Annotated in this window: 14 protein-coding genes; all 14 read right to left on the bottom strand. The window is 64.3% G+C overall.

Annotation, left to right across the window (positions count from 1 at the left end; translation table 11 throughout):
- Positions 1–3: 3 nt before the first annotated feature.
- Positions 4–312: an NADH-quinone oxidoreductase subunit NuoK gene (gene nuoK, locus K410_RS0117365; protein WP_008547737.1), complete on the bottom strand. Its 309-nt coding sequence runs from the start codon at positions 310–312 to the stop codon at positions 4–6.
- Complete coding sequence (locus K410_RS0117360; RefSeq protein WP_028136073.1) at positions 309–947, bottom strand: NADH-quinone oxidoreductase subunit J; 639 nt, start codon at positions 945–947, stop codon at positions 309–311. Before K410_RS0117360 ends, nuoK begins: the two co-directional genes overlap by 4 nt.
- A gap of 137 nt (positions 948–1,084) precedes the next feature.
- Positions 1,085–1,579, bottom strand: a complete 495-nt coding sequence (gene nuoI, locus K410_RS0117355) for an NADH-quinone oxidoreductase subunit NuoI (protein WP_191093171.1) — start codon at positions 1,577–1,579, stop codon at positions 1,085–1,087.
- An 8-nt stretch (positions 1,580–1,587) separates the two neighbouring features.
- The gene (nuoH, locus tag K410_RS0117350) at positions 1,588–2,655 is read right to left on the bottom strand and encodes an NADH-quinone oxidoreductase subunit NuoH (protein WP_131868155.1); all 1,068 of its coding nucleotides are present in this window, start codon (positions 2,653–2,655) and stop codon (positions 1,588–1,590) included.
- A gap of 10 nt (positions 2,656–2,665) precedes the next feature.
- Positions 2,666–4,741 carry an NADH-quinone oxidoreductase subunit NuoG gene (gene nuoG, locus K410_RS0117345; RefSeq protein ID WP_028136071.1) on the bottom strand — a complete coding sequence of 692 codons (2,076 nt, stop codon included), beginning with the start codon at positions 4,739–4,741 and terminating at the stop codon, positions 2,666–2,668.
- A 5-nt stretch (positions 4,742–4,746) separates the two neighbouring features.
- Positions 4,747–6,072 carry an NADH-quinone oxidoreductase subunit NuoF gene (nuoF, locus tag K410_RS0117340; protein WP_028136070.1) on the bottom strand — a complete coding sequence of 442 codons (1,326 nt, stop codon included), beginning with the start codon at positions 6,070–6,072 and terminating at the stop codon, positions 4,747–4,749.
- Positions 6,073–6,087: 15 nt separating this feature from the next.
- Positions 6,088–6,288: a hypothetical protein gene (locus K410_RS0117335; RefSeq protein WP_028136069.1), complete on the bottom strand. Its 201-nt coding sequence runs from the start codon at positions 6,286–6,288 to the stop codon at positions 6,088–6,090.
- Positions 6,288–6,899 carry an NADH-quinone oxidoreductase subunit NuoE gene (gene nuoE, locus K410_RS0117330; protein ID WP_028136068.1) on the bottom strand — a complete coding sequence of 204 codons (612 nt, stop codon included), beginning with the start codon at positions 6,897–6,899 and terminating at the stop codon, positions 6,288–6,290. Before nuoE ends, K410_RS0117335 begins: the two co-directional genes overlap by 1 nt.
- A 12-nt stretch (positions 6,900–6,911) precedes the next feature.
- Positions 6,912–7,877 carry an FkbM family methyltransferase gene (locus K410_RS0117325; protein WP_028136067.1) on the bottom strand — a complete coding sequence of 322 codons (966 nt, stop codon included), beginning with the start codon at positions 7,875–7,877 and terminating at the stop codon, positions 6,912–6,914.
- Positions 7,877–9,073 carry an NADH-quinone oxidoreductase subunit D gene (locus tag K410_RS0117320; RefSeq protein ID WP_028136066.1) on the bottom strand — a complete coding sequence of 399 codons (1,197 nt, stop codon included), beginning with the start codon at positions 9,071–9,073 and terminating at the stop codon, positions 7,877–7,879. Before K410_RS0117320 ends, K410_RS0117325 begins: the two co-directional genes overlap by 1 nt.
- Before the next feature lie 2 nt (positions 9,074–9,075).
- Positions 9,076–9,687, bottom strand: a complete 612-nt coding sequence (locus tag K410_RS0117315; RefSeq protein ID WP_028136065.1) for an NADH-quinone oxidoreductase subunit C — start codon at positions 9,685–9,687, stop codon at positions 9,076–9,078.
- Between the two features lie 11 nt (positions 9,688–9,698).
- Positions 9,699–10,286: a NuoB/complex I 20 kDa subunit family protein gene (locus K410_RS0117310; protein WP_028136064.1), complete on the bottom strand. Its 588-nt coding sequence runs from the start codon at positions 10,284–10,286 to the stop codon at positions 9,699–9,701.
- Positions 10,277–10,642 carry an NADH-quinone oxidoreductase subunit A gene (locus tag K410_RS0117305; RefSeq protein WP_008136158.1) on the bottom strand — a complete coding sequence of 122 codons (366 nt, stop codon included), beginning with the start codon at positions 10,640–10,642 and terminating at the stop codon, positions 10,277–10,279. The genes K410_RS0117310 and K410_RS0117305 overlap by 10 nt, the downstream gene beginning before the upstream one ends.
- A 702-nt stretch (positions 10,643–11,344) precedes the next feature.
- Positions 11,345–13,603: a TonB-dependent siderophore receptor gene (locus tag K410_RS0117300; protein ID WP_028136063.1), complete on the bottom strand. Its 2,259-nt coding sequence runs from the start codon at positions 13,601–13,603 to the stop codon at positions 11,345–11,347.
- Positions 13,604–13,823 lie beyond the last annotated feature (220 nt).

Here is a 13,823-nt window from a genome sequence, read left to right as displayed (position 1 = left end):
AGCTCAGCCCTTCATCAGATTGACGTCCTCAACCGCGATCGAGCCGCGGTTGCGGAAATAGACCACCAGGATGGCAAGACCGATCGCAGCTTCAGCCGCCGCGACAGTGAGCACCAGCAGCGCGAAGACCTGGCCGACGATGTCGCCGAGGAAGGTCGAGAATGCCACGAGGTTGATGTTGACCGAGAGCAGGATCAGCTCGATCGACATCAGGATGACGATGATGTTCTTGCGGTTCAGGAAGATGCCGAGGATGCCGAGCGTGAACAGGATCGCGCCGACCGCCAGATAATGTCCGAGCCCGATCGTCATTTCACCCACTCCGCCGCATCGGCGTCCGAGAGCCCCTGCCCCGGCGCCACCTTGCGCATCGCCATCGCCATCTCGGGGGTGCGCGCGTTCTGAACGTTGATGTCCTGCCGCTTCACGCTCGCCTTGTGGCGCAGCGTCAGCACGATGGCGCCGATCATGGCGACCAGCAGCACCATGCCCGAGAGCTGGAAGTAGTGGATGTACTTCGTATAGAGCACGAGCCCGAGCGCCTCGGTGTTGGAGACGTTGGCCGGGATCGCCGCCGTGATCGTCTTGGAGACGCCGGGATTGATGACCCAGAAGCCGACCGTGAGCAGCAGCTCGAACAGGAAGATGCCGCCGATTACCAGGCCGACCGGCAGGTACTCGATGAAGCCTTCGCGCAGCTCGAGAAAATCGACGTCGAGCATCATGATCACGAACAGGAACAGCACGGCGACTGCGCCGACATAGACGACGATCAGCATCATGCCGAGGAATTCGGCGCCCATCAGCACGAACAGGCCGGAGGCGTTGACGAAGGCCAGGATCAGGTACAGCACGGAGTGCACGGGATTGCGCGAGACAATCACCATCACCGCCGAGGCGACGCAGATTCCGGCGAAGAGATAGAAGAACAGCGCGGGAAGGATCATCGGGCATTCCCCGTCATTCCGGGGCACGGGCAAAGCCCGCGAACCCGGAATCTGGAGGTTGTGGCGCGAGATTCCGGGCTCGCGCTTCGCGCGCCCCGGAATGACGAGAGGTTGGCGGGATGGATCATGCCCTCACCTCACCGGTACGGCGCGTCGAGCTCGATCGCTTTCGCGATCTCGCGTTCCCAGCGGTCGCCGTTGGCGAGCAGCTTGGCCTTGTCATAGAACAATTCCTCGCGGGTCTCGGTCGCGAACTCGAAGTTCGGGCCTTCGACGATGGCGTCCACAGGACAGGCCTCCTGGCAGAGGCCGCAATAGATGCACTTCACCATGTCGATGTCGTAGCGCACGGTGCGGCGGGTGCCGTCGTTGCGGCGCGGGCCAGCCTCGATGGTGATGGCCTGCGCCGGGCAGACCGCCTCGCACAGCTTGCAGGCGATGCAGCGCTCTTCGCCGTTCGGATAACGGCGCAGCGCGTGCTCGCCGCGAAAGCGCGGCGAGATCGGGCCTTTCTCGAACGGATAGTTCAGCGTCGGCTTCGGCTGGAAGAAATAGCGCATGGCGAGGAAGAACGCCGAGACGAATTCCGACAGCAGAAGCGAGCGTGCAGTGGCGTTGACGTTGATACCCATGACAGCCCTCACTTCGGCGCGATGCCGGCGAAATGCAGCACGCCGGCCACCACGATCACCATCACCAGCGACAGCGGCAGGAACACCTTCCAGCCGAGGCGCATCAATTGATCGTAGCGGTAGCGGGGCACGATCGCCTTCGCCATCGCGAACAGGAAGAACATGAAGAACAGTTTCAGCGAGAACCAGATGATGCCCGGCACCCAGTTGAAGGGCGGCAGGTCCACCGGCGGCAGCCAGCCTCCGAGAAACAGGATCGTCGCCAGGGCGCACATCGTGACGATCGCGACATACTCGCCGAGCATGAACAGCAGATACGGCGTCGAGCCGTATTCGACCATGAAGCCGGCGACGAGCTCGGATTCGGCTTCGACGAGGTCGAAGGGCGGACGGTTGGTTTCCGCCAGCGCCGAGACGTAGAACACCACGAACATCGGAAACAGCGGCCAGACGTACCAGTTCAGGATGGTGAGCTGCGGCAGCCCGATCAGGCTGGCGAGGCCGCGCGCGTGCTGGGCCTCGACCACGGCCGACAGATTCAGCGTGCCGGCGCAGAGCAGCACCGTGATGATGACGAAGCCGATCGAGACTTCGTACGAGACCATCTGCGCCGCCGAGCGCAGCGCGGCCAGGAACGGATACTTCGAGTTCGACGACCAGCCGGCCATGATGATGCCGTAGATCGACAGCGACGAGATCGCGAAGATGAAGAGGACGCCGACATTGATGTCGGCGATCACCCAGCCGAGATTGGTCGGGATCACGGCCCAGGCGGCGAGCGCGAGCACGCATGACACCAGCGGCGCCAGCAGGAACACGCCCTTGTTGGCGCCGGCCGGAATGATCGGCTCCTTGAGCACGAACTTCAAGAGGTCGGCGAAGGATTGCAGCAGGCCCCAGGGGCCGACCACGTTCGGGCCGCGTCGGATCTGCACCGCCGCCCAGATCTTGCGGTCGGCGAGCAGGATGTAGGCGATCGCCACCAGCAGGACGACGAGCACCAACACGCTCTGCGCGACCATGATGATCAGCGGCCAGAGGAAACCGGTCCAGAATGCGCTTTCGAAGAATTCCATCAGATCACGCTCACTCCGCTGCGGTCAGCATGTGCCCGGAGGCGAGGCGCGAGCATTCCGCCATCACGGCGGACGCACGCGCGATTGGGTTGGTCAAATAGAAGTCCTCGACCAGCGGCTTGAACGGCGCCTTCTCGGGCGAGCCGCCCTTCCCCGCCAGCTTCTTGATCTGGTCGGCGGAGCCGGCCTCGATCTGGTCGAGACGGATCAGGTGCGGCACGGCCTTGAAGATCGCCTGGCGCAACTGCGCAAGCGAGTCATAGCCGAGCTTCTTGCCGAGCGCTTCCGACAGCGCGCGGATGATCGCCCAGTCCTCGCGGGCTTCGCCCGGCGGGAACGCGGCGCGGCCCGTCATCTGCACGCGGCCCTCGGTGTTGACATAGATCGCGGACTTCTCGGTGTAGGCGGCCGCCGGCAGGATCACGTCGGCGCGGTGCGCGCCGCGGTCGCCATGGGTGCCGATATAGACGACGAAGGTGCCGTCAGGCGCGCTGATCTCGTCGGCGCCGAGCAGGAACAGCAGGTCGAGCGTGCCGAAGGTCGTCATCTGCGCGGCGTTCAGGCCGCCGCCGGTCGCGGAGAAGCCGATGTCGAGCGCCCCGACGCGCGAGGCGGTCTCGTGCAGCACGCCGAAGCCGTTCCAGCCATCCTTGAGCGCGCCGACGTCGAGCGCGAGCTTGGCAGCGGCCGCGAGGATGGCGGCGCCGTCGTGGCGCGAGGTGGCGCCTGCACCGACCAGGATGATCGGATTCTTGGCGCTCTTCAGCACGTCGATGAAGGAGTGCTTGCCGGCCGCGAGCTCACCGAGCGTCTCGGTGCCCGCACCGAGATGATCGTAGTCGTAAGTAAGATCGGCTTTGGAGCCGATCACGCCGACCTTGAAGCCGCCGGCGCGCCAGCGCTTGCGGATGCGGGCGTTGAACACGGCCGCCTCTTTCCGCGGGTTGGCGCCGATGATGAGCAGCGCATCGGCCTGCTCGACGCCCGCCAGCGTCGGGTTGAAGATGTAGGAGCCGCGGCCGAGCGCGGGATCGAAGGCATCGCCGCCCTGCACCGCCAGATTGCCGGAGCCGAACTTCGCAAGCAGATCCTTCAGCGCGAACATCTCTTCGACACCGGCGAGGTCGCCGGCGATCGCGCCGATGCGCTTGCCGTCGGTGCGCGCCGCCTTGGCGGCGATCGCGGCAAAGGCCTCCTGCCAAGTGGCAGCGCGCAGCTTGCCGGCCTCGCGGACATAGGGGCGGTCGAGCCGCTGGGTGCGCAGGCCGTCGACGACGTGCCGGGTCTTGTCGGAGATCCACTCCTCGTTCACGGCCTCGTTGATGCGCGGCAGGATGCGCATCACCTCGCGGCCGCGGGTGTCGACGCGGATCGCAGAGCCCACGCCGTCCATGACGTCGATCGACTGGGTCTTGCCGAGCTCCCACGGACGCGCCGCGAAGGCATAGGGCTTCGAGGTCAAGGCGCCGACCGGGCAGATGTCGACGAGGTTGCCCTGCAATTCCGAGGTCAGGGCGTGCTCGAGATAGGTCGTGATCTCCATGTCCTCGCCGCGGCCGGTGGCGCCCATCTCTGGGGCGCCGGCGACCTCCGCCGAGAAGCGGACGCAGCGCGTGCACTGAATGCAGCGGTTCATCGAGGTCTTGACCAGCGCACCGAGATACTTGTCCTCGACGGCGCGCTTGTTCTCGGCGAAGCGGCTGGTGTCGACACCATAGCCCATCGCCTGGTCCTGCAGGTCGCACTCGCCGCCCTGGTCGCAGATCGGGCAGTCCAGCGGATGGTTGATCAGCAGGAACTCCATCACGCCTTCGCGCGCCTTCTTCACCATCGGCGAACGCGTCGAGATTTCCGGCGGCTCGCCCTTGGGGCCCGGACGGCAGTCGCGCACGCCCCAGGCGCAGCTCGCGACCGGCTTCGGGCCGCCCTTCACCTCGACGAGGCACATCCGGCAATTGCCGGCGATCGACAGCCGCTCGTGATAGCAGAAGCGCGGAATCTCGGCGCCGGCCGCCTCGCACGCCTGAAGCAGCGTGTACTCCGGCGGGACATCGATCTCTTTGCCGTCGATGATGAGCTTGGTCATTTGTCTTACTCCGCCGCGACCATGTTCACGGGATCGCGGACGCCGATATCGTCGATGTCGGCTCTGTGCGAATATTGGTCGATGCGCGCCTCGATCTCGTGGCGGAAATGCGCGATCAGGCCCTGGATCGGCCACGCCGCCGCATCGCCCAGCGCGCAGATGGTGTGGCCTTCGACCTGCTTGGTCACCTCGAGCAGCATGTCGATCTCGCGCTTGTGGGCGCGGCCTTCGGCCATGCGGGTCAAGACGCGCCACATCCAGCCCGTGCCCTCGCGGCACGGCGTGCACTGGCCGCAGCTCTCGTGCTTGTAGAAATAGGAGATGCGGGCGATGGCGCGGATCAGATCGGTCGACTTGTCCATCACGATCACGGCCGCGGTGCCGAGGCCCGAGCGCAGCTTGCTCAAGGAGTCGAAATCCATCGGCGTGTCGATGATCTGCTCGGCCGGCACCATGCGCACCGACGAGCCGCCGGGGATCACCGCCTTGAGATTGTCCCAGCCGCCGCGGATGCCGCCGCAATGCTTCTCGATCAGCTCACGGAACGGAATGCCCATGGCCTCTTCGACGTTGCAGGGCCGCTCGACATGGCCGGAGATGCAGAACAGCTTGGTGCCGACATTGTTCGGACGGCCGATGCCGGCGAACCAGGCCGCGCCGCGGCGCAGGATGTCCGGCGCGACCGCGATGGACTCGACGTTGTTGACGGTGGTCGGGCAGCCGAACAGGCCGACATTGGCCGGGAACGGCGGCTTCAGGCGCGGCTGGCCCTTCTTGCCTTCGAGGCTTTCGAGCAGCGCGGTCTCCTCGCCGCAGATATAGGCGCCGGCGCCGTGCGCGACGTAGATGTCGAACGGCCAGCCGTTGACGTTGTCCTTGCCGACCAGCTTGGCCTCATAGGCCTGGTCGATCGCGGCCTGCAGGCGCTCGCGCTCGCGGATGAACTCGCCGCGAACGTAGATGTAGCAGGCATGCGCGTTCATCGCGAAGCTGGCGATCAGGCAGCCCTCGACCAGGAGATGCGGATCGTGCCGCATGATCTCGCGATCCTTGCAGGTGCCGGGCTCGGACTCGTCGGCGTTGACGACGAGATAGCTGGGACGACCGTCGGTGGATTCCTTCGGCATGAAGGACCATTTCAGGCCGGTCGGGAATCCGGCGCCGCCGCGGCCGCGCAGCCCCGAGGCCTTCATCTCGTTGATGATCCAGTCGCGGCCCTTGTCGATGATGGCCTTGGTGCCATCCCAGGCGCCCCGGCGCCGCGCGCCCTCGAGCCCCCAATCGTGGAGGCCGTAGAGGTTCTTGAAGATGCGGTCCTTGTCCTCGAGCATGTCAGTGCTTTCCGATCAACGAGTGGACTGCTTGTAGGCAAGTCCGGCGGCGCAGACTGCGAAGAACAGCGCCCAGAGCAAGCTGGTCTCCTGCGACGCGTTCAGGAAGAAACGCTGCAGCAGGAACATGAAGGCAGCCGCGATCGCGGCGTGCATGGCGACGAAGCCCCATTTCTTCACGACCTCGGTCCCTCCGATTGCGACGAGATCACGCATCAGGTGACCTCCTTCAATGTGGTCGGCCCGGTGATCGGCGCCGAGAACTGGCGGCCGTTCTGCGGACCGGGCTTGGGCGGATTGCCCGAGGCGAAGCCGTCGAGCACCTTGCCGAAGCTTTCCTTGGTCAGGTCCTCATAGGTGTCCTTGCCGATCAGCACCATCGGCGCGTTCACGCAGGCACCCAGGCACTCCACCTCTTCCCAGCTGAAATTGCCGTCCTTGGACAGATGGAACGGCTCGTGATGGATGCGGTGCTCGCAGACGTGGATCAGATCCTCGGCGCCGCGCAACCGGCACGGCGTGGTGCCGCAGACCTGGACGTGAGCTTTCTTCCCGACGGGGGCGAGCTGGAACATGGTGTAGAAAGTCGCGACCTCCAGCACCCGGATATAGGGCATGTCGAGCATGTCGGCGATGACGCGGATTGCGGCCTCGGACACCCAGCCCTCGTTCTGCTCCTGCGCGCGCCAGAGGATGGCGATGACGGCCGAAGCCTGCCGACCGGCCGGATATTTCGCGATCTGCTGCCTGGCGAACGCAAGGTTCTCCTCCGTGAACGCAAAGCTCGCGGGCTGGACTTCCTTCGGTGCTAATCGACGAACGGACATCTCTTCAATCTCTCACTGCATACGGCGCGCGGTCTTCGCATTCAGGGCTTCGATCCTGTCCTGCCAGAATGCGCTTGCGGTGCCGAAAACGTTGTAGCCGACGTGAGTCGAGACCTTGATGCGGTCGAGGATCGACAGCTCGGTCACGGTCTCCATCCGTCTGCTGCGCGGATCGAACACGATCAGCTTCAGCGGGGTCTGTTCGAGGATGTAGCGCGACACGGAGTGATTGCGGTCGCTGCCGTGCTCCTCGCACATGATGACGCTGTCGGCCTGAAGCAGCCGGGCGCCGCCCTTGATCGCCTCGATCTCGACGCCCTCGACGTCGAGCTTGATCAGGTACTTGCCAGATGCCGCGACCTTGCCGTCCTCGATCAGATCGTCGAGCGAGATGACCGGCACCTCCTCGCCGCCCGCCGAGGGATCGCCGGCGATGCTGAAGGCCTCGTGCTTGGTGCCCGATAGATGCGCGGTGCCGCGGACGGCGCCGATCGCGCACTTCATCGTCTCGAAGCGATTGCCGTTGACGCGGGCGTTGTTGACGAGCTTCGGATAGTTCTGCCCCGACGGCTCGATCGCGATCGCCTTGTGCGCGCCGAACGGCTTGCTCGAGACCAGCACCGACCAATAGCCGTAATTGGCGCCGCAATCGAGCAAGGTGTAGTCGACGTCGATGCTATCGGCGAACAAGAGCTCGAGCTCGTCCTCGTAATTGTAGGTGCGGTTGAGCAACTTGCTCCAATAGCCGTCGCCATAGGGGAATTCGAACACGGCGTCGGGATTGAGCCTGATCGCGATGTTGCGCTCGGGCAGCGTCTTGCGCAGCAGGTTCGCGCAGGCGATGTAGCCCATGTGCGAGAAGTGCGAGGAGATCTTCGATCCCGTCACCAGCGCCAAGGCAGCCGTCCGCTCCCACAGGTTGGCCCCTTCCAGGGCCCCCGAGGCGCGGTCGAACTGGATTGGCGCCTGTTGCCCCATCAACGATCGACCTCTCCGAACACGATGTCGAGCGAGCCAAGAATGGCCGAGACGTCGGCGAGCAGATGGCCGCGGCAGATGTGGTCCATCGCCTGCAGATGCGCAAAGCCCGGCGCGCGGATCTTGCACTTGTACGGCTTGTTGGTGCCGTCTGAGATCAGATAGACGCCGAACTCGCCCTTGGGCGCCTCGACCGCGGCGTAGACTTCGCCGGCCGGCACGTGCACGCCTTCGGTGTAGAGCTTGAAGTGATGGATCAGCGCTTCCATCGAGCGCTTCATCTCGCCGCGCCGCGGCGGCGCCACCTTGTTGTCCTCGACGACGACCGGGCCCTTGCCGTCAGGCGCGTTCAGCTTCTGGATGCACTGCTTCATGATGCGCACGGACTGGCGCATCTCTTCCATGCGGATCAGATAGCGGTCGTAGCAATCGCCGTTCTTGCCGATCGGAATGTCGAAATCCATCTCGGCGTAGCACTCATACGGCTGCGACTTGCGCAGGTCCCAGGCCGCGCCCGAGCCGCGCACCATCACGCCGGAGAAGCCCCACTCCCAGGCTTCCTTCAGCGGCACCACGCCGATGTCGACGTTGCGCTGCTTGAAGATGCGGTTGGCGGTGAGCAGGCGGTCGAGATCGTCGACGACCTTCAGGAACGGATCGCACCAGGCCTCGATGTCGTCGACCAGCTTCTGCGGCAGATCCTGATGCACGCCGCCGACGCGGAAGTAGGCTGCGTGCATACGGCTGCCCGAGGCGCGCTCGTAGAACACCATCAGCTTCTCGCGCTCTTCGAAGCCCCACAAAGGCGGGGTCAGCGCGCCAACGTCCATCGCCTGCGTGGTGACGTTGAGCAGGTGCGAGAGGATGCGGCCGATCTCGCAATAGAGCACGCGGATCAGCTGGCCGCGGCGCGGCACCTCGATGCCGAGCAGCTTCTCCGCGGCGAGGCAGAAGGCGTGCTCCTGGTTCATCGGCGCGACGTAGTCGAGCCGGTCGAAATAAGGGATCGCCTGCAGATAGGTCTTCTGCTCGATCAGCTTTTCCGTGCCGCGGTGAAGCAGGCCGATATGGGGATCGACGCGCGCGACGACTTCGCCGTCCAATTCGAGCACAAGGCGCAACACGCCGTGGGCCGCGGGATGCTGCGGTCCAAAATTGATGGTGAAGTTGCGAAGCTGTTCAGGTTGCTCGTTCATGATCAGGCCTTCGGTCCTGCTTTCTCATCGCCAGGCAGGGGGTAATCCGCACCCTCCCACGGCGACAAGAAATCAAACTTGCGGAATTCCTGGTTCAGACGCACGGGCTCGTACACCACCCGCTTCTCCTGGTCGTCGTAGCGGACCTCGACGAAACCGGTGGTCGGGAAATCCTTGCGCAGCGGATGCCCCTCGAAGCCGTAATCGGTGAGGATGCGCCGCATGTCGGGATGGCCGACGAAGAATACGCCGTAGAGGTCGTAGGCCTCGCGCTCGAACCAGTCGGCGCCGGGGAAGACGTCGATCAGCGACGGCACCTGCGTGGTCTCGTCGGCCTGGGCCTTGAGCCGGATCCGCGCGTTCAGGGTCGGGGACAGGAAGTGATAGATCACGTCGAAGCGCTTTTCGCGCGACGGATAGTCCGCGGCCGTGATGTCGGTGAAGTTGACGAAGCGGCAGCCGGGGTCGTCGCGGAGGTACTTGACCACCTCGACGATCCTGCTGGCCTCGACCTCGACCGTGAGCTGGTTGAAGGCGACCGAATGACCGGTGGCGGCGCCCGGAAGCGCGCTAACGATCGTCTGCCCCAGGGCGTCGAGCTTGGCGTCGTCCATGACGTAAAACCTTAGCGTTCGATGGTGCCGGTACGCCGGATCTTCTTCTGCAGCAGCAGCACGCCGTAGAGCAGCGCTTCCGCCGTGGGCGGGCAGCCCGGCACGTAGATGTCGATCGGCACGATGCGGTCGCAGCCGCGCACGACCGAGTAGGAATAGTGATAATAGCCACCGCCATTGGCGCAGGAGCCCATCGAGATGACGTAGCGCGGCTCGGGCATCTGGTCGTAGACCTTGCGCAGCGCGGGCGCCATCTTGTTGGTCAAGGTCCCTGCGACGATCATCACGTCGGACTGGCGCGGCGAGGCACGCGGCGCGAAGCCGAAGCGCTCGACGTCGTAGCGCGGCATCGACACCTGCATCATCTCGACCGCGCAGCAGGCGAGACCGAAGGTCATCCACATCAGCGAGCCGGTACGGGCCCAGGTGATGAGGTCGTCGGTCGCGGCGACGAAGAAGCCCTTGTCGGACAGCTCGGAATTGACCTCGAGGAAGAACGGATCATTGGCCCCGACCGGCTTGCCGGTCGACGGGTCCAGGATGCCCTTGGGGGCCGGCGCGACGACCGGGCCGGTGGACGCTACAGGGGTCAATCCCATTCCAGTGCTCCCTTCTTCCATTCATAGGCGAACCCGACCGTCAGCACGGCAAGGAACACCACCATGGACCAGAAGCCGGTCGCGCCAAGCTTGCCGAACGCCACCGCCCAGGGAAACAGGAACGCCACCTCGAGGTCGAAGATGATGAAGAGGATGGCGACCAGGTAGAAGCGGACGTCGAACTTCATGCGCGCGTCGTCGAAGGCGTTGAAGCCGCACTCATACGCCGACAGCTTTTCCGGATCCGGCTGCTGAAACGCCACGATGAACGGCGCGATCAGCAGCACGAGGCCGATCAGGCCCGCTACTCCTATAAAGACCACGAGTGGAAGATAGTTCTGCAGAATGCCGCTCATTGGCGAGCCCTTTTTCCCGCAGCCTCGGGACAGCCACGGATTCGTCCGATTTGGAATTATTCTGAGCCTTAGCGCAGTGCACCAATGGGCGCAAGACACGCTCTTTTCAGGCCCTTTGCCGCTGCCAGAACGGCGAAAATCCCGGAATCACCCCGCGCTGGTATGGAGCAGATCGCAGGGCCCAGCAAGGGCAGCCGCCGGTTTTGCACGGGAGCAGCGCGGCGATTGCGGCGTGCGGGCCACGGCAGCGTCTTGCCGTCGATCGCCCGAGAAAAATACCGGCTTTTCGGCTGCGGCCGCACAGGCAACCCGGGATAGGACCCACTTCAGGAACCTTCGCCCTGCCCCCGCCGGTGACGTCTTGGCTGGCCTTATCCGGGCTTCAACGCCCGAAGGCCCGGGGCTGTCGCAGCCGCGAGCCAAGACAAGTCCAAATCAAGCTGGAGACACCTATCCACAGGCGCAGGCCATCAGACGAGCCATGCATCGCGGTAGGGACGGAGCCGGCCGGGGCCCCGCCGCGAGCGCGGCGACGGCGACGTGGAGGGCCGTCGCGCGTGCCGCGCTCGGATGAGCTTCGGGCCGAAGGCATAGCCCGGAAGCTCATCTATCTCCCGAGGGAAGAGTGGCGACAGTCCAACCAGGGACGGAAGGACGGTCGAGATCGGGCCGGTCCCGACCGGTATCTCCCCTCGCCCCTCCTCACCATTTGTAGGAAACGCTGGCGGTCACGCGCCGGCGATCGCCGTAGAAGCATGACGCGGCCGACGCGCAGCTCGCGACGTAGATCTTGTCGGTCAGGTTGATCACGTTCAGTGCCGTGCGCCAGTTCTGCCATTCATAGTGGAGCGCGAGATCGCCGAGCACGACCGCGGGAACCTCGAGCCTATTGGCTGTGTCCGCCCAGGACGCGCCGATGTAGCGCACGCCACCGCCGAAGCCGAACCCTGCGAGCGGTCCGTCCCGGAATGTGTAGTCGGCCCAGCCCGAGACCAGAAGTTCGGGCGTGTTGGTCGGCGTCTTGCCGATCAACGTCGGATCGAGATCCTTGCTCACAAAGAGATTGTAAGACGTGAAGGAGCCGATGAATTTCAGCTCCTTGGTGGCATTGGCCACCGCTTCGAGCTCGATGCCGCGCGAGGTCACCTCGCCGGTCTGGTTTTGCAGAATCGGGACGCTGCCCGGCAATGTGGTCGCGACATTCTGACGGACCAGATCGAAAGCCGAGACCGTAAAATAGCCGTCGAAGCCCACCGGCGCGACCTTCACGCCGATCTCGGCCTGCTTGCCGGTCTCCGGCAGGAACAGTTGGTTCGACGCGTTGAGCCCGATGATCGGATTGTAGCTCGTCGAATAGGAGACGTAGGGCGCGATGCCGTTGTCGAAATTGTAGATCAGCCCGGCGCGGCCGCTGAACCTGCTGTCGTCGCGGCTGCTGACCAAACCGCCAGTGTCACGGGCTTCCTGTGTCGTCTCGACCCAGTCGTTGCGGCCGCTCAGCACCAGGGTGAAATTGCCGAGCTTCATCTGGTCCTGGAGATAGGTGCCGGCCTGCTTCTGCGTGATGAGGAAGTTACGGAACGGCGCGCTCGGCAAGGAAACCTCGGCTGCCCCATAGGCCGGATTGAAGACGTTGATCGAGGGCACACCGAACCCGAAGGCCTGGTAGTCGTCGATCTGATAGCCTTTCAGGTCAACACCGAACAGCATCGTGTGTCGGACCGGACCGGTGTTGAAGCGATACTCGAGCTGGTTGTCGAGATTGGCCTGATTGGCCGTGTTCTTCGCATACCAATTGTAGCGATTGAGCGTCGCCGTATTGATGTTGGCCCAATCGTTACCGACGTAGCCGCGATAGCTGATATCGACATGCGCAAAGCGAGCGTTCTGACGGAACGTCAGGTCGTCGGTGAGGTTGCGCTCGAACCGATAGCCCAGCATCTCCTGCTCGCGCGTGAACTTGTCGACGGTGGGGTCGCCGACGAAGAAGCTGGTGGGTATCTTGCCGAACGGTGCGGAGGTCACCGTGCCCTGATAGGGCAGGAAGTTGATGCCGCGGGTATCCTGCTTCGAGGCCGAGGCCAGCACCGTGAAGGTGGTGTCGGCATCCGGCTTCCACGTAAACGACGGTGCGATGAAATAATTGTTGTCGGGCGTGAAGTTGACCTGGGTACCACCGTTCTGGACCTGGCCAACGACGCGATAGAACAGCTTGCCGTTCTCGGGCGCGACCGTGACCGGTCCGCCGAAATCGAAGCCGACATAGGCGTTGCCGAAATTGTTGACGCCGGCCTCGACGTAGCGGATCGGCTCGGCCGGCGGCATCTTGCTGATGACGTTGACGATGCCGCTCGGGCTCGATCCGCCGTACAGCACCGCCGACGGACCGCGCAGCACCTCGACCCGCTCCATGTTGAACGGCTGCAGCTTCCAGCTCGCATAGGACGTGTAGAACAGCTGCATGCCGTCGAGGAACAGGCCAATATCCTCGGACTTGAAGCCGCGGATCAGCCACCAATCGTTGCGGGTGTCGGTGCCGAAAGTGCCTGCCCGCACGCCGGCGGTGTAGCGCAGCACCTCGTCCAGCTTGTTCGGCTTCTGGTCACGGATCTGCTCGGCACCGATCACCGACACCGATTGCGGTGTCTCGATGATCGGCGTGTTGGTCTTGGTGCCGGACGAGCTGCGCCCGGCGACGTAGCCGTTCACCGGACCGCGCGGCGTCTCGACGAAGCCGACGTTGCGCTGCGGTTGCTGCGGTCTGTTTCGCGTGGCGACCTGTTCTGGCGCCCGCGGCGCACGGCGCTGCGAGGTCGCGGCGGCGCGGCGGCGCGCTTCCGGCGCGGTGACGGTCACCGCCGGCAAATTCTGCGCCCCACTCTGCGCGGACGATTGGGCAAGCGATGCCTGCGGCATCAACACCAAAGCGGATGCGGTCGCCAACACGGCCGACCGCAGCATTCCAAGACTGTTCAACGCGCCACCCCAAAGCTGCATGTTCGCTGCGACATGCCGTCTGTCCCCCGACGGCATGCGCTCGGAGGTCACGCTTATGGGAGCACGCGAAAATTCCCTAATTGAAAGCTTCTTAGAAGGACTCTTAGAACCGATCCAATATCTCCAAAGATTGTTGCCGGCGCCCTCTTCGGATTAACCGATCCACAGATCCGCTGGCGGAAGC

It is taken from the genome of Bradyrhizobium sp. 22, from assembly GCF_000482425.1.
Classification (GTDB): domain Bacteria; phylum Pseudomonadota; class Alphaproteobacteria; order Rhizobiales; family Xanthobacteraceae; genus Bradyrhizobium; species Bradyrhizobium japonicum_B.
This window is presented reverse-complemented; position numbering and strand designations above follow the sequence as displayed.